The sequence below is a fragment of the Streptomyces anthophorae genome, assembly GCF_049310305.1.
GTDB lineage: Bacteria > Actinomycetota > Actinomycetes > Streptomycetales > Streptomycetaceae > Streptomyces.
In genome coordinates this window covers 965455-989998 of the sequence record NZ_JBLWQQ010000001.1, presented here as the reverse complement: position 1 = coordinate 989998, position 24544 = coordinate 965455, and the positions used below count along the sequence as shown (strand labels likewise).

Below are 24544 nucleotides of genomic sequence, written 5' to 3'. Positions count from 1 at the left end.
ACCCGCGCCGTGCATCGCGCGTCCGGCCGCGGCCGCCGACGCACCCTGTGGTGCACCGCCGTTCTGCTCTGCGCTGCCGTCGCGCTCGGCGGCTGGGGGCTCTACCGCCGGCTCGACAGGAATCTCGCCACCACCGACATCGGCGCGGCGCTGGGCTCCGACCGGCCCCCGCGCTCCGGAACGTCCATGAACATCCTCGTACTCGGTTCCGACACCCGGGCCGGAGCCAACAGCACCTACGGCGCCCACATCAGCGGCGCACGCTCCGACACGACGATGCTGCTCCACGTCGAAGGGGACCGGAAGCACGCCACCGTCGTCAGCATCCCCCGCGACACCGTCGTCGACCGACCGGCCTGCCCCCTCCCGCACGGCGGGACCGCACCCGAGGCCAAGGCCGCCATGTTCAACTCGGCGTACGGCGTCGGTGGCAGCGCCTGCACGGTGAAGACCGTGGAACACCTCAGCCGAATACGCGTCGATCACGTCGTCGAGGTCGACTTCACCGGATTCAAGCGGCTGATCGACGTGATCGGCGGCGTGGAGGTCACCACGGACCAGAACATCCACGACCCGAAGAGCGGCCTCGACCTGGCAGCGGGCACCCACCGACTGCACGGCGAGCAGGCGCTCGCCCTCGTGCGGACCCGGTACGGCATCGGCGACGGCAGCGACCTCGGCCGCATCCAGCTCCAACAACGCTTCATGGCCGCACTGGTCGAACAGCTCCACGGCGGCCGACTGCTCACCAACCCCGCACGCCTGTACCGGGTTGCGGACGCGGCCACTTCGGCCCTGACCACGGACGAGGACCTCGGCTCCCTGCGTGCGTTGACGTCCCTCGCCCGCGGCCTGAGCGGGATCGGTGCGGACGACATCCGATTCCGCACCCTTCCCGTGAAGCCCTACCCCCGCGACCCCAACCGGGTGATGGCTCACGAGCCCGCCGCACGCGCCCTGTGGGAGAGCCTGCGCTCGGGCGGCCCCCTGCCGCCGGACGGCGAGGGCTGACGTGACCGAGGCCGGCCCGTGCTCAGGCGGGCCGGCCGCCGGTGATCCGGTGGACCGGTGTCCGTGCACCCTCACCCGCCAGGAACGGACGCAGCAGAGCGAGCAGCGCGCCCGGCCGGTGCAGCGGGATGATGTGGCCGCAGTCCTCGACGAGGTGTGCGGTGAGATCGTCGGTGACCGGGCGGAGTTGGCGTTCCAGGGCCGGGCCGACCGGCTGCGCGCCGAGGGCCATCGTCGGCACCGTCAGGCGGGCCCTGCCCACCGCGTCGTCGATCTGCGCCGAACTCTCGGGCAGGGCCCGGTAGTACGAGAACGCGCGGCGCAGCGCTTCGCGGCCGGTGTACGCGCGGACGAAGGCGTCCCGGACGGCCGGGCGCACCCCGTGGCCGAGGGTTCCGGTGTGCAGGAACCAGTCGACGTACTCGGCCTCGTGGCCCTCGAGGACGGTCTCGGCCAGGCCGGGCGCGGCGGAGTGGAAGCCGAACCACCACGGGGGACCGCCCGCTAGAAAGTCCTCGGCGCCGGGCAGCCTGCCCAGCAGGGACTCCATGACGACCAGGCGGCGGACGAGGCCGGGTCGGCGCAGGGCAAGGAGGAAGGCCGGCGGGGCGCCCGCGTCGATGCCCACCACCGCGGCCGAGGACACACCGAGCGCGGTGAGCAGCGCGGCGGCGTCCTCGGCCAGGGTGCCCGCGTCGTACCCGGAGTCGGCCCCGCCGCTCGCGCCGAACCCGCGCAGGTCCGGTGCGATGACGCGGTAGCGCTCGGACAGGCCGGCCATGACGTCCGTCCACACCTCCCAGGTGTGCGGGAAGCCGTGCAGCAGGAGGACGGCAGGACCCGATCCGGCGAGGGCGATGTTGAGTTCGACACCGTTGGCCGGGACGCGGCGGAGCTCGGGCATGGAGAGACTCCAAGAGGTCGGTTACGAATGGTGACAACGTCACGGTAGGGAACTAGCCTGGTCCGCCCAAGACGGCACTTTCCCCACAGGTGGTGAGCCCCAGGTGACCACGTCGCGATCCGGCGGACGTGCGCGGCGACGCGGTGAGCGGAGTGAGCGCGGTGACCTGATGGATCCGCTCTGCCCGACCCGCCGGCTGCTCGACCGCATCGGCACCAAGTGGACGTCCATGGTGGTCAAGGTGCTGGCCGAGCAGGCCCCGGACGAGGTCCGCTTCGCGGAGCTGCGGCGCCTCGCCCCCGGCATCTCGCAGAAGATGCTGTCCGTCACCCTTCAGAGCCTGGTCCGCGACGGCCTGGTCGCACGCCGCGTGGAACCCACCGTGCCGCCCGCCGTCCACTACCGGCTCACCGACCTCGGCCTGTCCCTCGAAGGACCGCTCGCGGCCCTGCGGTTCTGGGCCGAGACCCACATGCCGGAGATCGACCGCAACAACCAGCTCGCCGACGAGTCGTCGCCTCCCGACTAGGGGCCGGCACCCGTCAGACATGATCGGGTCATGAGACATCCACGTCTGGCGAGCACGGAAGCCGCTGTGATGGCGGTGCGTGAGGTCGCCCGGGAGTTCCACCTCGAGTTGTCCGTGACCGACGACATCGGCGCCGACCAGACGTCCCGGCGCACCTCGGCGGGTGCCTTCGTGGTGCTCGACCCGGACGGCACGCTGCCGCACGAGGCGCACATCGAGCTCGGGGGATCGCCGTCCGTGTCCGTCCGGATCTTCCCGGAGGACGACGCCAGAATCACCGTCGAGAACGTCGACTTCGAGGACATTCCCCGCGACGCCGTCCCGGCGTTCCTGAGATCCGTCCACGGCGGCCTGGCGTACGTGAAGCGGAAGAGGTTCCCGCCCGCCCTGTGGCTGATCGTTCCGCTGCTCGGTGACGAGACGTACAAGGAGCTGATCCTGCCGAGCGCGCTCAGCCCGTGGCTCGCCCGCAACGTCCGGTGACGGAAAGGGGCGATCCCGGTGCGGCGATGAGTTTGCCTCTCGGCCACGGTCCCCACCTGTGTCACCGCGATCGCGGACGACCGCCCAGGGAAAGGACGACCCGTGACCACCACCCGCACACTCGAAGTCCTCGGTGCACGACTGCGCTACGAGGTCCGTGGCACAGGACCGCTGCTGCTGCTCATGGGATCGCCGATGGACGCGGAGGCCTTCGGGCCCCTGGCCGACGCGCTCGCGAGCGACCGCACGGTCGTCACCCACGACCCGCGGGGCATCTCGGGCAGCACCCTCGACGACCCCGAGCAGGACTCCACGCCCGAACTGCGGGCCGACGACGTCGCCGCACTCCTCGACGCCCTTGAGGCGGACTCCGCCGACGTGCTGGGCAGCAGCGGCGGAGCCGTCACGGGGCTCGCGCTCATCGCCCGGCACCCCGGGCGGGTGCGCACGCTCGTCGCGCACGAGCCTCCGCTCCTGGAACTGCTCCCCGACGCCGCCGAGCAGCGCGCCGCGGCCGAGGACATCGTCGCGACCTTCCACCGCGAGGGCGTGGGCGCGGCCTGGGGCAGGTTCATGGCCAACGCCGGATTCGACGGCGGCCCCGGGGACGGACCCGACGAGGGACCTGCCGCCGGACCCGGCACCGGCGAGGACGCGCCCGCCCCGCCGTTCGGGGAACCCTCGGAGCAGGACCTCGCCAACAGCGCGCGGTTCTTCGCCCACGAGCTGCTGGGCACCAGCCTCTACGTACCCGACATCGCCGCGCTGACGTCGGGCCGGTCCCGCGTGGTCATCGGCATCGGCGCCACCTCGGGAGGCCTGATCACGGCCCGGACCTCCAGGGCACTGGCCGAACGCCTCGGGACCACTCCGGTCGAATTCCCCGGCGACCACGGCGGATTCACCGAACAGCCCAAGGAGTTCGCCGAGCGGCTGCGAGAGGTGCTGAGGGGCTAGGGCGAACCAGGAGGAGGCGACCTCAGCTCCGCGTGAACGGGAGCTTCGCCGTGAGCCAGGTGATCAGCGCGCCGGGGTTGCGGCTCTGGGTCCACACCCGCCCGGGGCCGCTCATCTCGAAGACCAGGCCCTCGCCGGACTTCAGGGTCTGCATCAGTCCGCGGCTCACCTTGCGGGTCGTGTAGGAGACACCGTCGTCGAACGCGACCATGTGGCCGGAGTCGAGGACGATCCTCTCGTCCGCCCGGAGGTCGAGCACGTCCAGCGCCCCGTAGCAGGAGGCGAGGACCGTGCCCCGGCCCTCGGCGCGGACCAGGAAGCCGCCCTCGCCGCCGGCCAGGTTCTTGAAACCGCCCCACTTGGTGTCCAGCTCGATCCCGTCGGACGAGCACAGCCAGGCGCCGCGGGCCAGGTTGAGGCCGCCGTCCACCTCGATGTCGGTGACGTCGCCGGGCAGGTTCGCCGCGAGGTCGACCCAGCCGCCCTCGGGTCCGGCGGTCAGCCGGGTGACGAACAGCGACTCGCCGCCCAGGACGCTCCGCTTGAGCCCCTTGAACAGCCCGCCCTCGGTCTTCGCCTCGACGTCGATCCCGCCGGACATGGCCATCATCGCGCCGGACTCGGCCCGGACGCCCTCACCGGCGGCCAGCAGGACACGGGCCACCGCGAAGGACGGGCTGTGACGGACCTCGATGTGCATGGCTGGCCTCTTCTCGCGTGGGGGAGGACGGCGGACCGCCGTCCCCCTTCATCGTCCCGTGCGGATCGTCCGCGCAGGTCAACCCTGACGCCCGACTCGCCTGCGACCGGGGGACGAGCCACCCGGTGGGCCGATCCTCCTGGCGGATGACAGGACTAGAAGGTGACCTCGAGCCCGATCACCGGATGCCTGCGGTGGCGCCCCGAGATCGCGGAGTACCAGTCACCGATCCGGGCCATCACGTACTTGCCGCGCAGCAGCGCCCCCGCCTTCTCCGTCCCCGCCTCGTCCAGTACGCGGCCGGTTCCCGTGGCCCGTACGGCGTCCGGGGCGACGCGCCCGCGCACATCGCAGACGGCGACCTCGGCCCGGGAATCGCGCCGCAGCCGCTTGACCTTCCAGGCGTCGGCCGCGCTGCGCACATAGAGCCGGTCACCCTCCATGGCATGCCAGACCGCGGTGGCCCGGGGCGTGCCGTCCTTGCGGTACGTGGTGAGGCTGACGTAACGGGCGCGCTGGAGCGCGGCGAGCGTGGCGGGGTCGAGTGAGGTCACAGGGGGACGGTACCGGGCGGCGGGCCGGGAGTTCACCGAGCTGCGACTGTCATGTCACGAACGTGTCTTGAAGACGATCAAGAAGCAACTGGGGAACCGCACCGGCTGTCTGAAGGGACGGAACGCAACACCGGGGGACACCCGCCCGGTTCACTCGCTCGCCGCTCCCCAGGAGCGCCGGCCCCACGCGAAGGACAACAGCATGCGCACTCGGAAGATCTCGGCACTGACCCTGACCGCTGTGGCCCTCGGCCTGTCGCTGACGGCGTGCAACGGCAACGGTGGCAACGACAACGCGTCTTCCAGTGCCTCGTCCTCCGCGAGCGCGACGTCGACGGCCACCAGCGCGCCGAAGGCCGATGCGACGAAGGGCACGTCGGCGGGCACGCCCGCCGCGTCCGACACGAAGTGCACGGACCAGATCGACTACGCGGGCGACGCGCGCTCGAACGCCGAGATCAATTCCATCGGCGCACGCACCGGCACCTGCCCGCCCGTGCAGAAGCAGCAGTCCGACACGAAGTGCACCGACCGGCTCGACTACGCGGGCGACCCGCGTTCGAACGCCGAGATCAACTCGATCGGCGCGGACACCGGCACGTGCCCCACGCCCCAGAAGTCCGACAAGCCGTCGGGCACCCCGAAGGACCCCGGCACGAAGTGCACGGACCAGATCAACTACGCCGGGGACCCGCGCCCCAACGCGGAGATCAACTCCATCGGCGAGGACACGGGCTACTGCCCGCCGGTCAAGCAGCAGTGACCGTCCGCGTGACGGGGGACGCGTGAGGGGTGGCGGATAGGCGCCGTGGCGCCAATCCGCCATCGCAAGACAAGTGCCCCACCCCGCACGGTAGTTGACACTCTTCCCAGCTCTCGGAGCGCACCCCCGCACCCGATGGTTCCAGGAGAAGAGGCAACGATGACCAGACGTACCGCGCGACGCGGCGCGGCCCTGCTGTCGGCCGGGCTCGCGTTCGCGCTGCTGCCCGGCGGCGGGGCGCACGCCGCCGCGGACAAGGCGGGACCGCAGTCCACGAAGGCCGCCCGCGCCGACCGCACCGTGACGCTGGTGACCGGGGACAAGGTGACCGTGACGGACCTCGGCGGCGGGCGGCGGACCGTCGACGTCAAGCGGCCCAAGGGGGCCACAGGGCTGGTCCGTACGCAGGTCACGGACGGCGCGATACGTGTCCTGCCGGACGAGGCCGCGCCCTACCTCGCGGCGGGAAAGCTGGACGCCCGGCTGTTCGACGTGAGCGGGCTCATCGAGCAGGGCCTCGCGGACACCAAGGCCGACACCACCCCGCTCATCGCCACCTACCGAGGCGGGAGCGCGCGCAGCGCCGCCGCCACCCCCAAGGGCGCCGACCGCACCCGCACGCTCGGCAGCATCGGCGGCGCCGCCCTCGACGCGGACAAGGGGCGCACCTTCTGGAACGACCTGACCAGCAAGGGCGGTTACACCGACGGCATCGGCAAGGTGTGGCTCGACGGCCGCGTCAAGGGCGACATGGCGGAGTCCAACGCCCAGATCGGCACCCCGAAGGCCTGGGAGGCCGGGCTGACCGGCAAGGGCGTGAAGGTCGCCGTCCTCGACACCGGGTACGACACCACCCACCCCGACCTCGCCTCCCGCGTGAGCGAGTCGAAGTCCTTCATCGCCGGGCAGGAGGTCGCCGACCGCAACGGCCACGGCACCCACGTCAGTTCCACCGTCGGCGGCTCCGGCGCCGCATCCGACGGCAAGGAGAAGGGCGTCGCCCCCGACGCCGCCCTAGCCGTCGGAAAGGTTCTCTCCGACGAGGGGTACGGCACCGAGTCCGAGATCATCGCCGGTATGGAGTGGGCGGCCAAGGACGTCAAGGCCAAGGTCGTCTCCATGAGCCTCGGCTCCGACACCGGCAGCGACGGCACCGATCCCATGGCGCAGGCCGTCGACTCCCTTACCAAGGACACCGGCACGCTCTTCGTCGTCGCGGCGGGCAACGCCTACGGGCCCGGCACCATCGGCTCGCCCGGCGCCGCCGACTCGGCGCTCACCGTCGCCGCCGTCGACGCGGGCGACGAGCGGGCCTCGTTCTCCAGCCAGGGCCCGCGCCTCGGCGACGACGCCCTCAAGCCCGACCTCTCCGCCCCCGGCGTCGACATCCTCGCGGCCCGTTCCTCGCTGGTGGACGGCTCCGGCAGCTACACCACCATGAGCGGTACGTCGATGGCGACACCGCACGTCGCGGGCGTCGCCGCCCTCCTCGCGCAGGCCCACCCCGACTGGACGGCCGCGCAGCTCAAGAACGCGCTGATGTCGTCGTCGAAGCGGCTCGACGACTCCGCGTACGCCATCGGCTCCGGCCGCGTCTCCGTACCCGACGCGATCACCGCGAAGGTCACCGCGACGGGCAGCGCCGACCTCGGCTCCTACCGCTGGCCGTACGACAGCAACAAGCCGGTCACCAGGACCATCACGTACGCCAACTCCTCCGATAACGCCGTCGAGTTGGACCTCGCCGTGCAGGGATCCACCGACGGAGTCGCGACGCTCGCCGACTCCCGGGTGACCGTGCCCGCGCACGGCACCGCCTCCACCACCGTCACCGGCGACGGCTCGAAAGCCTCCGTCGGCACCAACAGCGGCCGGATCGTGGCGAGTTCCGGCGGCGAGGTCGTCGCGCACACCGCCTTCGGCCTGGTCAAGGAGGAGGAGCGGTACACGCTCACCGTCCACGTCAAGGACCGGGACGGCAGGCCGGCCGCGGCCGACCTCATGTACCAGCAGCTCGCCGAGGGCACACTGCCGCAGCCCGCCACGGTCGACGGGTCCGGCACGGTCGAGCTGCGCCTCAAGCCCGGCACGTACTACCTGGACTCGTTCCTCGACGTGCGCGGCGCCCACGGCAAGGACTCCCTCGGCACGGCCTATCTGTCCGACCCGGAGGTGAAGGTCGACAAGGACCGTGAGATCACCCTCGACGGCACCGAGCTGCGCGAGGTCGCCGCGCGTGTCCCGAAGGACACCGACCCGCACCAGACGCTCGTGCAGTACGACCGCAAGGCGGGCGGCACCGACCTGTTCGGCATGGTGCTGCTGCCGATCACGTACGACACGCTGTACGCCCTGCCCACCCGCCAGGTGACCGAGGGCAGTTACGCCTACCGCACCACCTGGCGCGAGGCCCAGCCGCGCATCACCGTCGACGGCGTCGACGAGGTGTGGGAGCAGCCCGGCTCCACGCTCCTGCCGGGACGGCGCAGCCTCGCCCTGGTGGACGCGGGGGCGGGCGCCCCCGGCGAGTACGCGGGCAAGGACGCGACCGGCAAGGGCGTCCTCGTGCACATCGACGGCACTCGCACCCCGGCACAGATCGCCCAGGCGGCCCAGGACGCGGGCGCCAAGGCCCTGTTCCTCACGGACGACAGGCCCGGCCGCCTCAACACCCTCTTCTACAACGACGACAACACCGACCGCCCGTTGCAGATCGCGAGTGTCACAGGCGCCGACTTCGCCCGGCTGCTCGCCCGGCAGAAGCGCGGCGAGCGCATCGCGATGACGGGCGTCGCCAACCCCACGTACTCCTACGACCTGTCGAAGGGCTACAAGGGCTCGGTCCCGGACCGCAGCCTGCTCTTCGCGCCGGACTCCAAGGACCTCGCCGTCGTCGACACCACCTTCTACGGTGCGAAGAAGGCCGCGGGCAGCGAGTTCCGCCACTCCGTCGACCCGTCCTTCCCGGTCGCGGGCGGCTTCCAGGAGCGGTACGACTTCCCGGGGCACCGCACCGACTACGTGTCCGTCGAGCCGGACCAGAAGTGGCACGAGTCCGTGAACCTCGGCTCCCTGGAGGAGCGCAGCGGCCTGGTGACCTACCGGCCGGGCAGGCGCACCGAGTTGAACTGGTTCAAGCCGGTCTGGCACCCCTACGGCGGCAGCGGTCTCGGCTGGGGCCAGGAGCGGCGCGGAGACATGCTCCGCTTCAACATCCCCGGCTGGGGCGACTCCGGCCCTGACCACACCGGCTTCGGCGACCCGTACAGCTCCGAGTCCGGCATGACGCAGACCACCGAGGCCTTCGTGAACGGGGAGAGCGCGGGCCGACGCACGGGCAGCACCGCCCAGTTCAGCGTCAGCGACGGCTCCGTGCAGCCGTTCAAGGTCGTCACCGACACCGCGCTCGACCCGGCCGTATGGGGCGTCGGCAGCACCTCGCACAGCGAGTGGACGTTCCGCTCGGGCACGACGCCGGACGACCGGTACACGTTCCTGCCGCTGATCAACCTCGACTACGACATCGCCACCGACCTCGCCGGGAAGATCGAGGCGGGCAAGCGCCTGCCGGTCGGACTGTCCGCCGAGTACGTCAAGGGCGCGGCCGGCACCGGCACCATCGGCGGCGGCGCCCTGAAGGTGTCCTACGACGCGGGCAAGACCTGGAAGTCCGTGTCCCTCACCGGATCCGGCGCTTCCTGGAAGGGCACCCTGAACGTGCCGAAGGACGCCACGTCGCTGTCGCTGCGGGCGAGCGCGAAGGACGACAAGGGCGGCTCGGTGGCGCAGGAGATCGTCAGGGCGGCCGTCGTCAAGTAGCCGCGAGGCGACCGTGAGCAGGGCTTCTGCGTGAGGCGGAAGGGGAGCGGCGGCCCGGCGCGCAGCGATTGCGCGCCGGGCCGCCGTTGTCCGTGAGGCGAAGCGCCGGGCGGGAAGATCCGTCGGCCGTGACGGTGCGTCAAGATCGCGCATGGATTTTGCCCTTGAGGTAAAAGTTGCATGTGGCGTACCATTTTTCAAGCGGCCGCCCTGCGTGCCGCACGGCCCCAGGCCCCCGGGCCGGGCAACACATGATCGAGCCGGTCAGAGCCGCATCGCCGACACAGCGGCTTTGACCCTCCGCCGCTGACGCGGTCCGTGGGGCGGGCCTTTCCGCACGCTCCCGTACCGCGGCACGCCGTGCGGAGTTCGCGAGGCGCGCGCAAAGGGGAGCCGCGCGCCTCTCCGGTGGCCCTCGCCGACGTTCCTGGTGATTTCCGGCGAGGGTCACCCCAGCGGTCCTCCATCGCCGTCCCGCCCGTCATGCCACGACGCGGCGGCATTCCCGTCGGGACTCCGTTCCTGCACCGTGAGAATCCGCCATTGCCAAGATCGGTTCACCGGGCAAGCATTCCCCGCGCGCCCGCCCGGCGGCCCGAGGAATCGGTCCCCCGGACGGGCTCCGCCCATGGCCCGTCCGCCCGGAGGGAGCACGTCCCGTGTCACGCCGCTGGATCCTCTATCTGCTCAGCGCCGTCCCGGTCGCCGGGTCGTTGATCGTCGTCAACACCGAGCAGCCCTACGTCCTCGGGCTGCCGATGGTGGTGTTCTGGGCCGCCCTGTGGGTGGTGCTCACCACCGTCGTCATGGCGGCCGTCTACTGGCTCGACCCCGCGAACCGCCAACCCGACGAACTCCCCGACGAGGGCGGCGAGTTCCCGGCCGACGCGACGCCGGACGCCGCCGCCGAAGGAGCCGCCCGATGAACGTCGCCCTCGCCATCCTCGGCAGCGCATTCGTCCTCGTCCTCGTCCTCGGACTGCTCGCCCGGCGCGGTCGCACCATGGACCTCGAACAGTGGTCCGTCGGCGGGCGCGGGCTCGGCAGCCTCCTCGTCTTCCTCCTCGCCGCCGGCGAGAACTTCACCACGTACACCTTCCTCGGTGGCAGTGGCGGCGCCTACTCGATGGGCGGGCCGATGATCTACATGTTCTCGTCGATCTGCTACGTCGTCTTCTACTGGCTCGCCCCGCCGATCTGGGCGTACGCCCGCCGCCACAAGCTGCTCACCGCCCCGGACCTGTACGCCCACAAGTACCGCTCGAAGGGCTTCGGCGTGCTCACCGCCGTCGTCGGGGTGGTGTCCCTGGTGCCGTACCTGGTGCTCCAGCTCAAGGGGCTCGGCATCATCGTCCACGAGTGCTCGTACGGGCGGATCCCGCAGGGCGCCGCCGTATGGATCGGTGTCGCCGTCATCGCCGTGTACGTCACCGTGTCCGGGCTGCGCGGCACCGCCTGGAACGCCATCATCAAGGACACGCTGATGCTGGTCCTCGTCGTGGGACTCGGCCTCTACCTCCCGATCCACTACTACGGCGGCCTCGGTGACATGTTCCAGGCCCTGTCCGCCGCCCACCCGCACTTCCTGACGCTGCCGGACCACGGGTACAGCGTGTGGTGGTACATCTCCACCAGCCTGCTGTTCGCCCTCGGCATCTGTACGTGGCCGCACATGATGCCCGGCATCCTCGCCGCCCGCAGCGCCAAGGCCCTGCGCCGCAACGCCGTGATCACACCCGCGTACCAGATCGTCCTGGTCATGGTCCTCGTCATCGGGTTCACCGCGGTGCTCAAGGTGCCGGGACTGAAGGACGGGGACCTCGCGCTGCTCTCGCTCGCCAAGGACGCGCTGCCGCCGTGGCTGGTCGGGCTCGTCGGGGTCGCGGGCATGCTCGCCGCGCTCGTGCCCGGGGCGATGCTGTTGCAGTCCGCCGCGATGCTGATCGCGAAGAACATCTACCAGACGGCCCGCCCCGCCACGAGCGAGCGGACCGTAGGGCGGCTCAGCCGCCTCCTCGTGCCGGTGCTCGCACTGATCGCCGCCGTGCTCACCTTCCGCGGCGGCGAGGCCATCGCGATGCTGCTGATCATGGCGTACGGGTTCGTGGTCCAGCTCTTCCCCGTGCTCGTGGCGTCGATGTGGCGGCGCAACCCCGTCACCACCGCAGGAGCGTGGGCCGGTGTGTGCACCGGCGTCGCCCTCGTCAGTTGGACGACGCTCACCGATGCCACCACCGCGAGCCTGCTGCCGTGGGCGTCGCGGCCGGTGCAGGACCTCGACGTGGGTGTCGTCGCCATGCTCGCCAACGTCCTCGTCCTCGCTGTCGTCAGCGCCGCCACCCGGCACCGCGCCGGACACCGCGACGACGGCCGCCCCGCCACCACCGCCACCACCGTCCCGGAAGGAGCCGCCCTGTGACCACCACAGCCACCGCACCCCTCGTCCTCGGCGACCGGCCGCTCACCCTCGACGACCTCGTCGCCGTCGCCCGTCACCACCTGCCCGTGGCACTCGGCGCGGCGGCCGAGAAGGCCATGGGGCCGAGCGCCGCGTGGATCTCCCGGCTCACCGACGACATGACGGAGGGCGAGGCCGCCCGGCCCGTCTACAGCGTCAACACCGGATTCGGCTCGCTCGCCGGACGGCAGGCCTTCGAGGCACCCGAGGACGCCGTCGAACTGTCCCGCCGCCTCATCGTCTCCAACGCCTGCGGCGTCGGCCGGTACTGCGGCGAGGACGTCGTCCGCGCCACCATGCTGATCCGCGCCTCCAGCCTGGCGCGCGGCTACTCGGGCGTGCGCCCCGATGTCGTGCACACCCTGCTCGCCATGCTCAACTCCGGTGTCCACCCGGCGATCCCCGAGTACGGCTCCCTCGGCGCCAGCGGCGACCTCATCCCGCTCGCCCACCTCGCCCTCGTTCTCAGCCGCCCCGCCGGTGACACCGACCCGGAGGAGGACAGCGGACTCGCCCACCACGAGGGCGAGTTGATGAGCGGCCGTGCCGCCATGGCCGCCGCCGGCATCGACCGGCTCGCCCTCGGCGCGAAGGAGGGCCTCGCCCTCACCAACGGCACCTCGTACTCCACCGCGCTGTGCGCCCTCGCCCTCGCCGACGCGGAGAACCTCCTCGCCACCGCCGAGGTGACCGCCGCGATGAGCATCGAGGCCCTGCTCGGCTTCGGCGACGCCTTCCTGCCGCAGCTGCACGAGGCCCGCGGCCACCCCGGGCAGATCGCCACGGCGGCCCGGCTGCGCGAACTCCTCGACGGCAGCGCCTTCGTGGACGGCGCCGCCGACACCGATCCCGTACGCCAGCCGCCCCAGGACGCGTACTCGCTGCGGTGCGTGCCCCAGGTGCTCGGCCCTGTGCGGGACACCCTCGGCTTCGTCCACGGCATCGTCGAGACGGAGCTCAACGCCGCCACCGACAACCCGCTCGTCGTGCCGAGCCTGCCGCGCGACCTCAAGGCGGTCTCCGGCGGCAACTTCCACGCCCAGTACCTGGCGTTCGCCTCGGACTTCCTGTCCATCGCCGTCACGGAGATCGGGTCGATCGCCGAGCGGCGCCTGTTCCGGCTCAACGACGGCACCCTCAACCGCGGGCTTCCCGACATGCTCGTCGACGGGGAGAAGGTCGGCATGGACTGCGGCTACATGCTGCCGCAGTACCTGGCCGCCGCCCTGGTGTCCGACTGCAAGACACTCGCCCACCCGGACAGCGTCGACTCCATCCCCACCTGCTCCAACCAGGAGGACCATGTCTCGATGGCGTCCAACGCGGGCCGGCACGCCCGCCAGATCGTCGCGAACATCGAAGCGGTCGTCGCCACCGAGCTGCTGATGGCCGGCCAGGCCCTGGAGCTGCGCCTCGCCGAGCAGGGGAGGGGCCCCGACGCCCTCGCCCCGGCCACCCGCGCCGCCCTCGACCGGCTGCGCGCCACACCAGCCACGGACGGGCGGCCGATCGACCACCTCACCCGCGACGTGGTGCTGTACCCGAGGGTGCACGCGGCAATCGACCTCGTCCGGTCCGGGGCGGTCGTGGACGCTGTCGGACAAGTGGGTTGATCCGTACGGGAGTTGCCAGGTCCTCACACGTCGAGGACCAGGCGATCCCCCCGGCACCGCGACACGCAGATCATCATGACGTCCCCCGCGGCCCGCTCCTCCTCGCTCAGGAGCTGGTCGCGGTGGTCCGGAGTGCCTTCGAGCACGGGTGTCTCGCACGTCCCGCACACACCCTCCCGGCACGAGGTGAGCGTGCGCACCCCGGCCCGCGTCAGGGCGTCGACGACGGACTCCCCGGCGGCCACCGGGATCTCCTGTCCGTCGGCGGTCTCCACCGTGAACGGCCGGTCCTCGTCCCGTGCGTGGTCCTCCGGCGCCGCGGTGAAGCGTTCGAGTGTCAGTCGCGCCCCGGGGTGCGCGTCGGTGTACTCCCGCACCGCGGCGAGCAGCCCGGCCGGGCCGCACGCGTACACATGGGCCCGCGCCGCGCCCAGGCCGTCCAGCTCGGCCGACAGGTCCGCGACGCCCGAGACGTCATCGCGGTGCAGGCGGACCCGGTCGCCGTACCGGGCCAGCTCTCCGGTGAACGCCATGCTCTCCGCGCTGCGGCCGAGATAGAGCAACTGCCACTCCAGGCCCGCGCGTTCGGCCGCCGCGAGCATCGGCAGGACCGGGGTGATGCCGATGCCGCCCGCGACGAACACCAGCCGTGGTGCGTCGAGGTCCAGGGCGAAATGGTTGCGGGGCGCGCTCACCAGCAGGGTGTCGCCCGCCTCGACGCGGTCGTGCAGATACGCGGAACCGCCCCGGCCGTCGGGCTCCCGCAGCACGGCGATGCGCCACCCCGGCTCCTCGGGCCCGGCGGACAGCGAGTACTGCCGGACCAGATCCCGGGACAGGACGACATCGATGTGCGCGCCGGGCGTCCACGCGGGCAGCGCCCCGCCCTCGCGCGCGGCGAGCACCAGGGAGCGCACCCCCACCGCCTCGGAGCGTGTCTCCTTCACGGTCACCGTCAGGTAGTCCTGCGTAGGCATGCTGCACCCTCCATGTCGTCCTGGCCGGCTCGTCTCGTCCGACGGCGCAGCGTTCCGCGCCCCGCCGCATCGTCGAAAAAGCGTGCGCACGGCGGCAACGGCCGTTCTCAGCAGGTGATAACGCCCGTGTCCGGCCGGCTGCCCACCGGTCTACGTTGCGGATGCCGGTCCCGCCCGGCCCACCCCGCCGTACCCAAGGAGGCCAGATGTCCGCCCCGGCCGACACCCCCGTCGCACACCTCGCCGACGACCCCTACGACGACGCCCGCCTCACCGACCCGTACCCGCTCTTCACGCGGATGCGCGACGCGGGCCCCGCGGTGTGGCTGGAGCGCTACGGCGTGCACGCCTTCACACGCTACGAGCAGTGCCGGGAGATCCTCACCGACCACGGGACGTTCCTCTCGGGCGCCGGGGTCGGACCGCGCAACTACCATCAGGAGCCGCCGTGGAGGCCGGCCGGCATCCTGGACTCCGACCCGCCGACGCACACCCCGCTGCGCACCGCCATGTCCGGGGTCATCTCCCCGCGCAACGTGCGCGCGCTGCGCACCGCGTTCCAGGCCTACGCCGATCGGCTCGTCGACGAACTCCTCGACAAGCGCGAGTTCGACGCGGTGACCGAGATGGCGGAACTGTTCCCCATCGAGGTCTTCGGCAACGCCGTCGGCATCCCCCGCGCGGGCCGCGCCGAGAACCTGCTCCCGCACGGCGCCATGAACTTCTCGGCCTTCGGCCCCGAGGACGCCCGCTACGCCGCGTACTTCGCCGCGGGCGAGCACACCGTCGACTGGGTCATGGAGAACTGCGCCCGCGAGAACCTGACCCCCGACGGGCTCGGCGCGAAGATCTGGGAGTACGCCGACCACGGTGTCATCACCGGTGACGAGGCGACCCGCCTGGTGCGCGCGCTGCTGTCGGCGGGGCTGGACACCACGGTGCTCACCCTCGGCAACACCATGAGGTGCCTGTCCGCCCACCCCGACCAGTGGGCGCTGCTCCACGCGAACCCGAAGCTCACCCGGTTCGCCGTGGACGAGGCACTGCGCCACGAGTCGCCGTTCCAGTCCTTCTTCCGCACCACCGCGCGCGAGATCGACTTCCACGGCGTGCGCATCCCCGAGGACAGCAAGGTCGCCCTGTTCACCGGGGCCGCCAACCGCGACCCGCGCCGCTTCGGCGACGACGCCGACAGCTACCGCGTCGAGCGGGACGCCTCCGGGCACCTGGCGTTCGGCTTCGGCATCCACCAGTGCGTGGGCCAGCCCGTGTCGCGGCTCGAGGCGGAGGTGCTGATCGGCGAACTGGCCCGCCGGACAAGGACGGTGGAGCCCGCCGGTGACCCGGTGCCGTTCCTGCACAACACACTGCGTGGCTGGAAGCATCTGCCGGTACGGATCACTCCGGCGTGAGGGCTCACCCGGGCCCGTACTCCAGGATCTCCGACAGGCGGCTGCTCGCCGCCTGAAGGCGGTCGCGGGCCTGCCGCCGCCAGCCGGGACCGCACCGTGATTCGGGCCCCGCCACGGTCAGCGCGCACACCACCTCGCCCGTCGCGGTCACCGGCACCGCGACGGCGACCGCCCCCTCGTTCAGCTCGCCCTGCGAGATCAGGAAGCCGCTGGTGCGGATGCGCTCCATCTCCCGCGCCAGGCGCTCGCGGTCGGGGGTGTGCGCGGTGATCGTACGCATCGGCCGGCACAGCACCCGCTCGATCACCGGGCGGGGCGCGTGCGCCAGCAGGATGCGCTGACCGGCGCCCGCGTACAGCGGCAGCAACTGGTTGATCCGGAACGCCATGCGGATCGCGTGCGGCGACTGGGTCTGGCGCAGACACATCGCCTGCGACCCGACCCGCACGGTCAGCACGGCCGTCTCTCCGGTGGCGTCCGTCAGCTCCTGCAACAGCGGGTGCCCCAGCTCCACGAGCCGGGTGTGCGTCAGATGCTGGCCCGAGAGCTCCAGGAGCCGCCACCCGGGAACGTAGGTGCCCGAACGCTCCTCCACCAGGTCGAACTCCCGCAGCGTGCGCAGATACCGGTACACCGTGCTCACCGGGATCCCCGCGTCGGCCGCGATCTGCTCGACGCGGGTCTCCCCGGACTCCGCGACACTGATGAGCACGCTCAGCCCGCGCTGGAACGACACACCGGCACCGGAGGCCGCGGCCCGCGCGGTCGGTGGTGTCTCGTCGGATTCGTGCGGGACAGCCGTGGACAAAGCCTTCTCCCCTCGAACCGGCGCGCCGGTCGGCGGCGCGGCCAGAGTAGAACAGCGCTGGCGCCCGCACGAGACCCGTCCGATGCGAGAGACGGCCGCTGATCTGCGGGTGTGTCAGGCCCGCGCGGCCGAGGGGCCATCGGTCCGGGGCTCAGAGTTCGGCGAGCCGGTCCACCAGCAGCTCCAGTCGCTGCTCGGTGTACTCCGGCGGCAGCCGTCCCGCCCTCGACAGGGTCGCGAGGCCGTGGAGGCAGGCCCAGAACACCTCCGTGAAGAGGGCCGGGTGGACGCCCTCGCCGGCGACTTCCGCGAGGGTTTCGAGCAGGGCGGCGAAGGCGTCCTTCAGCGGCTCGGGGGTGTCCTCCTGGGCGAACGCGAGGCCACCGTCGAGCTGGAACATGGCGTCGTAGACCGCCGGGTTGCGTGCCGCGAAGTCGAGATAGGTGTGCGCGAGCGCGGCGGCCCGCTCGCGCGGACCGCTCGCGCCGGAGGCCGCGGCCCGCACGGCGGCGGCCATCTCGGCCGCGCCTTCGAGGGCGACGGCGCCGATGATCTCGCGCTTGCCCCGGAAGTGGCTGTAGAGGACGGGCTGGCTGTACTCGATGCGCTCGGCCAGCTTGCGGGTGGTGACCGCGTCCCAGCCCTGCTTCTCGGCGAGTTCGCGGGCCGTGGCCACGATGAGGCGCTCGCGGCCGGCGCGTTCGCGCTCCTTGCGTTCCTGTACCGACATAGCCCGACCCTAGCACCGCTAGACAAGCGAGCGGCAGTAGCGCTAGCGTTGCCTCATCATCTAGCGCCGCTAGATATTTCTCGGGAGGGGCACCATGCTCAACGCACTTGAGATCGTCACCACCGTGATCGTCGGCGTGATGGTGGGGGTGGAGTTCGCCGTCCTCCTCAACAACCCGATCCTCAACGCACTCCCCGGCGACATGGGCCTGCGTGCCCGCGTCCACGGGGCCCGCATCGGCGGCGCCGTGATGCCGTTCTGGTACTTCACCTCGCTCGCCCTCGTCGGGGTCTGGGCCGTGGCCGGACGGCACGACCAGGGCACGGCCCTCGTCGTCACCTCCGGCGGGCTGCTGATCGTCAGCGTGCTCATGTCGGTCCTGGTGCTCGTCCCGATCAACAACCGGATCAAGACGTGGACCGAACAGCAGCCGCCCGCCGACTGGAAGCAGCAGATGAACCGCTGGGACCGCTGGCACTACGGCCGGGTCGCCGTCATCGTCGCCGCCTTCGCCCTGCTGGTCGCCGCCCTCGCCTGAGCCCGCGCATCCGACGGGGAGGGTCAGGAGACGGGCGTGGCGGCGGCCGTCTCCGCGGACGCAGGGCGGGACGTCGGGCCCGCTGCGCTGCGCGCGATGCCGATGCCGGTGTACCCGCAGATCACCGCGAACACCGCGCCGAGGTAGCAGAGGAAGGCGTAGGGCGCGTACGAGATCGTCGCCACGCCCAGCGTCGTCGACATGTACATCGCCGCCTCGCTCCAGGGGATCAGCGGCACCATCACCGTGCCGGAGTCCTCCAGGGTGCGGGAGAGGTTCTTGGGGGCGAGCCCCTTGTCGGCGTAGACCTGCTTGAAGCCCTCGCCGGGGATGAGGATGGTCAGGTACGAGGTGCCGGTGGCCAGGGCCACGCCGATCGAGGAGCCGACGGTCGCCAGGACGATGCCTCCGGTGCGCCGCACGCGGTGCAGCAGGCGGGCGATGAGGACGTCCATGAAGCCCGCCTCGGTGATGATGCCGGCGAACGCGAAGCCGGCGAGGCCGATGAGGACGACGCTCGTCATGGAGGAGAGTCCGCCGCGGTCCAGGAGGGTGCGGGCCGTCTCCGGGATGGTCCGGGGGTCCCAGCCGTGCGCGGCGAGCATGTCGGAGCTGAAGCCCTCGGACGCGGCGGTGCTCAGCTCGGACAGGGAGAAGCCCTGCACCACGCCGCCCAGGAGCGCGGCGACGATCGACGACAGGATGATCGTCGGCAGCGGCGGCTTGCGCAGCACCGCACCCACCAGGACCACCAGGGGCGGCAGCAGGAGCAGCGGGCTGAACGTGAACGCCCGGCCCAGGAAACCGAGAAGCTCCTCCGTCTGCTTGCCCGAGCCCTCAGCCGAGCCCGTGTGCATGGTCAGGCCGAGGAAGAAGTAGGCGACCAGTGACACGACCGCGGCGGGCACCGTGGTGTACAGCAGGTGGCGGATGTGTTCGAAGAGGTTGGCGCCCGCGACGACCGGTGCGAGGTTGGTGGTGTCCGACAGCGGCGACATCTTGTCGCCGAAGTAGGCGCCCGCGACGATCGCCCCCGCCGTCATGGGCAGCGAGGCACCGAGGCCGCCCGCCACGCTGATGAGCGCGACACCGACCGTGCCGACCGAGCCCCACGACGTTCCGGTGAGTGTGGAGACGACCACGGTGACCAGGAACGACACCGGGAGTATCCAATGGGGTTCGATCACCCGGAGGCCGAAGTCCACGACCATCGGGATCGTTCCGCTGATCATCCAGGTGCCGGTGAGCATGCCGATCGAGATCAGGATCAGGAGCGCGGGCATCGTCGAGTCGATCTTGCGGCGGATGCCGGTGAGCATCTGCTCCCAGGACAGGCCGAACCACAGCGCGTACACCCCGGCGAAGCTGGAGGCGACGATGAGCAGGATCACGGGATCGAGGCCGAGCCAGACCGTGCCGACCACCAGCAGCGCGATCATCACGGCGATCGGGGCCAGGGCCTGGAGGAAGGTGGGTGTCCGGCGTGGAGCCGCGACCGGAGCGGTTTCGGGCATGGTTCGCTCTTTCCGGGAGGGGTGAGGGCAGGTCGAACCGGGCCGTCGGGCATGCCGACGACCGGTGGGTGTGTGGTGTGTGGTGTGTGGTTCGGGGAGGGGCGCGCTACGCCGAGGGCTCCGGCGGCGCCGGCGGCCGGGCCGTACCGGCCAGTTCGGCCACCCGGTCCGTGGGCAGCGCGGGTGCGTGGTGGCCCCGGACGCCGGTCACGGCGTGGGCGGCGAACAGCGAGCCCAGGACGGCTTCCTCCGTGGCCTCGGCGACGGCCCGGAACATCAGGTCCATGAGGGGGCCGTCCTCGGCCAGGGCCGGTGAGGTGCGAACCGGCCCCGACGGGACGTGGGGCGTGCGGTGCGTCGTGGACCAGGCCAGGGCGTACTCGCCGCTGCCGTGCTGGATGATGCCGCCGGTGCGGGCCAGGCCGACGGAGCCGCGCTTGGCGATGCGCCGCAGTTGGCGGGCGTCCGCCGGTGCGTCCGTGGCGATCAAAACGACACAGGATCCCGCGCCGCGGGCGAACTCGGCCTGCTCCGCCGCGCTTTCAGGCGTGAGGTGCCGGCCGACCGGGGCGCCGAGCACCGTCAGGTCCGCCGCCCGACCGAAGTTGGCGAGCACGAGGACACCCACGGTGAAGCGACTGCCGTCACCTGCGTCGACGATCCGGGAACTGGAGCCGATGCCCGCCTTCCACCCGAAGGACACCATGCCGGTGCCCGCCCCGACGGCCCCTTCGGCGACGGGCCCCTCGGACGCCGAGGCCAGCGCGTCCAGGACATGGCCCGGGCGGACGAGAAGCCCTCGGATGTCGTTGAGCCAGCCGTCGTTGCACTCGAGGACCACCGGGTTGACGGTGCCGGTCGAGACGCCGATCTCCGGGTGGCCCTGGAGTGCGTGCCGGGCAAGCCCCTCGAAGGCCGACCCGACGCCGAGCGTGTTCGTCAGCGCCAAGGGCGTTTCCAGCACGCCGAGTTCGTCGATCTGGCTGAGCCCGGCGGCCTTGCCGAATCCGTTGACGACCTCCAGGCCCGCTGCCGGTTTGTGGCGGAACACGGAGTCGGTGGCGGGGACCACGACGGTCACACCCGTCCGCGCCGGCTGCGTCCCGTCGTCGTGGTGGAGAGTGAGGTGACCCACGCGGACGCCCCGTACGTCGGTCAGAGAGTTCGCCGGGCCGGGCGGCAGCGTGCCCGGGGCGATGCCCAGGGCGCGAGGGCGGGGCCGGGATGTCACTTCGCCTCCGCCCGGCCGACGCGGCGCGCGGGCGTGGCCACCTCGCCGTGGCCGGTGTGCCGCGTGTCCGGCTGCCCGGAGTGCAGCAACTCGGTCTCCACCAGGCCGAGATGGGCCTCCATCAGGCTCGCGGCGAGATCGGCGTCGCCGTCGGCGACCGCCTCGGCCATCGCCTCGTGGTCGCTCAGCGAGGCCTCCGTGTGCGCGGGCCGTGACACCAGTCCGCTGCGCAGCACGATGACCTGCTGCTGCACCAGCCACACCTGCTCGGCGATGCGCGGGCTGTGCGCGGCCTCCATCAGCGAGCGGTGGAACTCCAGATCCAGGTTGTAGGGGAGCTTGCGTCCCGTCTCGCGCGCTTTGCGGGAGCGTTCGCACACCTTGCGCAGCCGTGTCACCTCCTTGGGCTGCCTGCGCAGCGCGGCCAGGCGCGCCGCCCGGCACTCGAGCGCCGAGCGCAGCTCGAACAGGGCCGCCACGTCCTCCGGGCCCGCCGTGAAGACGGCGGCGCCCTTGTTGGGCACGTGCACGAGCAGCCCGTCGCTCACCAGCTGGCCGATGGCCTCGCGCAGCGGGCTGCGGCTGATGCCCAGATCGCGGGCGATCTCCACCTCGTTGAGGCGGGAGCCGGACGGCAGTACGCCGGTGAGGATCTGCTCACGCAGCATCTCTGCCACCTGACCGGCCAGGCGACGGTGGACCAGTCCGGTCACGGGAACCTCCGAAGGACAACGAGCGGGTGAGGGCGATCTGCCGAAACGTGCTGCCGAATGCGCTGCCAAAGTGTCGACAGACGTCAGTGGACAGTCGTCCCGAACTCGATGTCAAGGCTTCTTGGTGGGTGTCTTTCATCGCGGACAACTGTCGACACTTGCCGCTGAAACTGGTAACTGTCGACACTTGAAAGATCGTGGCGCCCCGCCACGGCCCCGCACCACCGACCACCGAAGGACACACATGACCGCCGCAGCTCCCAGCAAGTCCACGCCCGACTGGCCCGTGCTCGCGGAGGTGTGGCGCGGTGACTTCCTCGAGTCCGTGCACCACGGGTCGGTCGTCGTGCTCGACGCGGACGGCGGGACCGTGCTCTCGGCCGGCCCCGTCGACAGCCCCATGTACCCCCGGTCGTCCAACAAGCCGCTCCAGGCCGTCGGCATGCTCCGTGCCGGCCTCGATCTGGACGGTGAACTCCTCGCGCTCGCCTGCGCCAGTCACTCGGGCGAGGCCTTCCACCTCGACGGGGTGCGCCGGATCCTCGCGGGAGCGGGGCTGACCGAGGACGCCCTGCGGTGCACCGCCGCCCTGCCCATCGGCGCCGAGGCGCAGCCCGCGCACCTCGCCGCGGGGCTCGGCCCCAGTCGCATCACCATGAACTGCTCGGGCAAGCACGCGGCGATGCTCGCCACCTGCGTCGCGGCCGGATGGTCCCTCGACGACTACCTCGACCCCGCCCACCCCCTGCAACTCGCGCTGCGTGAAGCGCTGGAGGACCTCGCGGGGGAGAAGTCGACGGCGGTCGGCGTCGACGGCTGCGGCGCCCCGCTGTTCGCGCTCACCCTCACCGGCCTCGCCCGCGCCTTCGCGAGGATCGCGACCGCGGCCGAAGGCACCCACGAGCGGCGGGTGGCCACCGCGATGAACACCCACCCCGAGTACGTGGGTGGCACGGGACGCGACGTCACCACCCTCATGCGGGCGCTCCCCGGCGTCGTGGCCAAGGACGGGGCGGAAGGCGTCTACGCCCTCGCCCGCCCGGACGGCTCCGCCGTCGCCCTCAAGATCGCGGACGGTGCCCAGCGGCCGCGTCCCGTGGTGATGGCCGCCGCGCTGCGCCACCTCGGAGTCGACGTGGACGCCGACCCGCGGCTGGCGGCGCTGAGCGAGGCACCCGTCCTCGGCCACGGCGAACCCGTGGGAGCGGTCCGGCCGTCGCCCGCGCTCGCCGCCGTCGCGCCGGGGGCGTGACCTGCGCGTGCCACAGTGTGGGCCGTCGCAGCTCCGCGGCCGGCCCGCGGTAGGCGCGCCGGGTGAGCGTGGCCACCAGCTCGCCGCTTGAACCCGTCGCTCGTCCCGCGGCCCTCCACCGGTGGCGTCGTCCGGAACCGACCGGCCGACGCCACCGTCCTCCGCGTGGCTCTACGCCCGTTCCGACGGCTACTTGACGGTGCGGATGAGCTTCTTGTTCACGAACTCCTCGATGCCCGGACGGCCCAGCTCGCGGCCGAAGCCGGAGCGCTTGACGCCGCCGAAGGAGAGCTCCGCGCCTTCGGCGCCGACGCCGTTGACGAAGACCATGCCGGCCTCGATGCCGTGCGCGACCCGCTCGGCCTGGGCGGGGTCGTTCGTGAAGACGTACGAACCGAGGCCGTACGGGGTGTCGTTGGCGATCCGCAGGGCGTCGTCCTCGTCGGCGGCCTTGAAGACCATGGCGACGGGGCCGAAAAGCTCCTGGCGGGCCGTGGCGTGCTCGGTGGTCAGGCCGGTGAGCACGCCGGCCGGGTAGTGGGCGCCGTCGCGCTTGCCCTCGGAGTGCAGCGTGGCGCCCTCGGCGACGGCCGCGGCGACCTGGCGCTCCAGGGTGTCGGCCGCGGTCACGGACGACAGCGGGGCGCCGGTCTGCTCGGCGAGGAGCCGGGCCGTGAACTTCTCCACGAACGCGTCGTACAGACCGTCGACGACGATGAACCGCTTGGCCGCGTTGCAGGCCTGGCCGGTGTTGTCGAGGCGGGCGGCGACCGCGGACTCCACCACCGCGTCGAGGTCGTCGGTGGACAGCACGACGAAGGGGTCCGAGCCGCCGAGTTCGAGGACGACCTTCTTCAGGTTGCGCCCGGCGATCTCGGCGACCGCCGCACCGGCCCGCTCCGAGCCGGTGAGCGAGACCCCCTGGATGCGCGGGTCGGCGATGACGTCCGCGATCTGCTCGTTGGTGGCGTAGACGTTGACGTACGCACCGGTCGGGAAGCCCGCCTCGAGGAACAGCTTCTCCAGCAGCGCCGCCGTGGCCGGGCACTGCGGGGCGTGCTTGAGGACGATCGTGTTGCCGATGGCGAGGTTCGGGGCGGCGAACCGGGCGACCTGGTAGGCGGGGAAGTTCCACGGCATGATGCCGAGGAGGGCGCCGACCGGGCTGCGGCGCAGCACCGCCCGGCCGGGTCCGGAGGTGACGTTCAGCGTCTCGTCGGCGAGGAACTCCTCGGCGTGGTCGGCGTAGTAGTGGTAGATGTCCACGCAGAAGTCGACCTCGCCCTCGGCCTCCTCACGCGGCTTGCCCATCTCCCGCACGATGCTGTCGGCCAGCTCGGTACGGTGCTCGGCGTGCAGGTCACCGAGGCGGCGCAGCAGCGCGGCGCGGTCGGCCACGGAGCTGGTGCGACCCCACGCCGCGGCCTGGTGCGCGGCGTCGACGGCCGCGGTCACCTCGGCGTCGGTGGCGGTGGGGTAGGTCTCGACGATCTCGCCGGTGGCCGGGTCGGTGACTGCGTACATCGGATCTCCAGAAGTGCGAAGGAGCAAGGAACGAGGTCGGTTCCGCGGTCCTGA

The 24544-nt window shown here is 71.8% G+C and carries 22 protein-coding genes; 12 read left to right on the top strand and 10 right to left on the bottom strand.

What is annotated here, in order from left to right; translation table 11 throughout:
* The first annotated feature begins 9 nt into the window (after positions 1 to 9).
* A complete protein-coding gene (locus tag ACNYS0_RS04330) occupies positions 10 to 1011 on the top strand; it encodes an LCP family protein (protein WP_422471306.1) in 1002 nt (333 codons plus the stop codon).
* Positions 1012 to 1033: 22 nt separating this feature from the next.
* On the opposite strand, the gene ACNYS0_RS04325 is transcribed toward ACNYS0_RS04330, so the two are convergent.
* On the bottom strand, positions 1034 to 1915 hold the full coding sequence (locus tag ACNYS0_RS04325; protein WP_422471305.1) for an alpha/beta fold hydrolase: 882 nt from the start codon (positions 1913 to 1915) through the stop codon (positions 1034 to 1036).
* Positions 1916 to 2084: 169 nt separating this feature from the next.
* Here ACNYS0_RS04325 and ACNYS0_RS04320 point away from each other — a divergent pair, with 169 nt between their 5' ends.
* The 3 genes from ACNYS0_RS04320 (at position 2085) to ACNYS0_RS04310 (ending at position 3884) form a co-directional block, all read left to right on the top strand.
* Positions 2085 to 2444 (top strand): winged helix-turn-helix transcriptional regulator, encoded by a 360-nt coding sequence (locus ACNYS0_RS04320; RefSeq protein WP_422471304.1) that lies wholly within the window; start codon positions 2085 to 2087, stop codon positions 2442 to 2444.
* Positions 2445 to 2474: 30 nt separating this feature from the next.
* Positions 2475 to 2927, top strand: coding sequence for an SRPBCC family protein (locus ACNYS0_RS04315; RefSeq protein ID WP_422471303.1), 453 nt, complete (start codon positions 2475 to 2477; stop codon positions 2925 to 2927).
* 102 nt (positions 2928 to 3029) lie between these two features.
* On the top strand, positions 3030 to 3884 hold the full coding sequence (locus tag ACNYS0_RS04310; RefSeq protein WP_422471302.1) for an alpha/beta fold hydrolase: 855 nt from the start codon (positions 3030 to 3032) through the stop codon (positions 3882 to 3884).
* A 22-nt stretch (positions 3885 to 3906) separates the two neighbouring features.
* Here the strand turns inward: ACNYS0_RS04310 and ACNYS0_RS04305 are convergent, their stop codons facing one another.
* Positions 3907 to 4584, bottom strand: coding sequence for a TIGR00266 family protein (locus ACNYS0_RS04305; protein ID WP_422471301.1), 678 nt, complete (start codon positions 4582 to 4584; stop codon positions 3907 to 3909).
* A gap of 155 nt (positions 4585 to 4739) precedes the next feature.
* Positions 4740 to 5138, bottom strand: coding sequence for a PPOX class F420-dependent oxidoreductase (locus ACNYS0_RS04300; RefSeq protein ID WP_422471300.1), 399 nt, complete (start codon positions 5136 to 5138; stop codon positions 4740 to 4742).
* Between the two features lie 202 nt (positions 5139 to 5340).
* Here ACNYS0_RS04300 and ACNYS0_RS04295 point away from each other — a divergent pair, with 202 nt between their 5' ends.
* From ACNYS0_RS04295 to ACNYS0_RS04275, 5 genes are all read left to right on the top strand, one after another.
* Complete coding sequence (locus tag ACNYS0_RS04295; RefSeq protein ID WP_422471299.1) at positions 5341 to 5901, top strand: hypothetical protein; 561 nt, start codon at positions 5341 to 5343, stop codon at positions 5899 to 5901.
* A 159-nt stretch (positions 5902 to 6060) separates the two neighbouring features.
* Complete coding sequence (locus ACNYS0_RS04290) at positions 6061 to 9720, top strand: S8 family serine peptidase (protein WP_422471298.1); 3660 nt, start codon at positions 6061 to 6063, stop codon at positions 9718 to 9720.
* 659 nt (positions 9721 to 10379) lie between these two features.
* Positions 10380 to 10646: a DUF3311 domain-containing protein gene (locus tag ACNYS0_RS04285; protein ID WP_422471297.1), complete on the top strand. Its 267-nt coding sequence runs from the start codon at positions 10380 to 10382 to the stop codon at positions 10644 to 10646.
* Positions 10643 to 12139, top strand: coding sequence for a sodium:solute symporter family protein (locus ACNYS0_RS04280; RefSeq protein WP_422471296.1), 1497 nt, complete (start codon positions 10643 to 10645; stop codon positions 12137 to 12139). Before ACNYS0_RS04285 ends, ACNYS0_RS04280 begins: the two co-directional genes overlap by 4 nt.
* Positions 12136 to 13791, top strand: a complete 1656-nt coding sequence (locus ACNYS0_RS04275) for an HAL/PAL/TAL family ammonia-lyase (RefSeq protein ID WP_422471295.1) — start codon at positions 12136 to 12138, stop codon at positions 13789 to 13791. Before ACNYS0_RS04280 ends, ACNYS0_RS04275 begins: the two co-directional genes overlap by 4 nt.
* 23 nt (positions 13792 to 13814) lie before the next feature.
* Here the strand turns inward: ACNYS0_RS04275 and ACNYS0_RS04270 are convergent, their stop codons facing one another.
* Positions 13815 to 14768, bottom strand: coding sequence for a PDR/VanB family oxidoreductase (locus tag ACNYS0_RS04270; protein ID WP_422471294.1), 954 nt, complete (start codon positions 14766 to 14768; stop codon positions 13815 to 13817).
* Positions 14769 to 14974: 206 nt separating this feature from the next.
* On the opposite strand from ACNYS0_RS04270, the gene ACNYS0_RS04265 reads away from it, so the two are divergent.
* Complete coding sequence (locus ACNYS0_RS04265; RefSeq protein ID WP_422471293.1) at positions 14975 to 16180, top strand: cytochrome P450; 1206 nt, start codon at positions 14975 to 14977, stop codon at positions 16178 to 16180.
* A 4-nt stretch (positions 16181 to 16184) separates the two neighbouring features.
* Here the strand turns inward: ACNYS0_RS04265 and ACNYS0_RS04260 are convergent, their stop codons facing one another.
* Complete coding sequence (locus tag ACNYS0_RS04260; RefSeq protein WP_422471292.1) at positions 16185 to 16988, bottom strand: IclR family transcriptional regulator; 804 nt, start codon at positions 16986 to 16988, stop codon at positions 16185 to 16187.
* A 151-nt stretch (positions 16989 to 17139) separates the two neighbouring features.
* Positions 17140 to 17718 carry a TetR/AcrR family transcriptional regulator gene (locus tag ACNYS0_RS04255; RefSeq protein ID WP_422471291.1) on the bottom strand — a complete coding sequence of 193 codons (579 nt, stop codon included), beginning with the start codon at positions 17716 to 17718 and terminating at the stop codon, positions 17140 to 17142.
* A gap of 94 nt (positions 17719 to 17812) precedes the next feature.
* On the opposite strand from ACNYS0_RS04255, the gene ACNYS0_RS04250 reads away from it, so the two are divergent.
* Positions 17813 to 18256: an anthrone oxygenase family protein gene (locus ACNYS0_RS04250; protein WP_422471290.1), complete on the top strand. Its 444-nt coding sequence runs from the start codon at positions 17813 to 17815 to the stop codon at positions 18254 to 18256.
* Between the two features lie 23 nt (positions 18257 to 18279).
* Here the strand turns inward: ACNYS0_RS04250 and nhaC are convergent, their stop codons facing one another.
* The 3 genes from nhaC to ACNYS0_RS04235 all read right to left on the bottom strand — a co-directional run bounded on the left by nhaC (position 18280) and on the right by ACNYS0_RS04235 (position 21714).
* On the bottom strand, positions 18280 to 19770 hold the full coding sequence (gene nhaC / locus ACNYS0_RS04245) for a Na+/H+ antiporter NhaC (RefSeq protein WP_422471289.1): 1491 nt from the start codon (positions 19768 to 19770) through the stop codon (positions 18280 to 18282).
* 106 nt (positions 19771 to 19876) lie between these two features.
* Positions 19877 to 21001: a DmpA family aminopeptidase gene (locus tag ACNYS0_RS04240; protein ID WP_422471288.1), complete on the bottom strand. Its 1125-nt coding sequence runs from the start codon at positions 20999 to 21001 to the stop codon at positions 19877 to 19879.
* Positions 20998 to 21714, bottom strand: coding sequence for a GntR family transcriptional regulator (locus ACNYS0_RS04235; RefSeq protein ID WP_422471287.1), 717 nt, complete (start codon positions 21712 to 21714; stop codon positions 20998 to 21000). Before ACNYS0_RS04235 ends, ACNYS0_RS04240 begins: the two co-directional genes overlap by 4 nt.
* 244 nt (positions 21715 to 21958) lie before the next feature.
* Between ACNYS0_RS04235 and ACNYS0_RS04230 the strand changes: the two genes are divergently transcribed.
* Positions 21959 to 22966, top strand: coding sequence for an asparaginase (locus tag ACNYS0_RS04230; RefSeq protein ID WP_422471286.1), 1008 nt, complete (start codon positions 21959 to 21961; stop codon positions 22964 to 22966).
* 189 nt (positions 22967 to 23155) lie between these two features.
* Here the strand turns inward: ACNYS0_RS04230 and ACNYS0_RS04225 are convergent, their stop codons facing one another.
* Positions 23156 to 24490 carry an NAD-dependent succinate-semialdehyde dehydrogenase gene (locus ACNYS0_RS04225; protein WP_422471285.1) on the bottom strand — a complete coding sequence of 445 codons (1335 nt, stop codon included), beginning with the start codon at positions 24488 to 24490 and terminating at the stop codon, positions 23156 to 23158.
* Positions 24491 to 24544 lie beyond the last annotated feature (54 nt).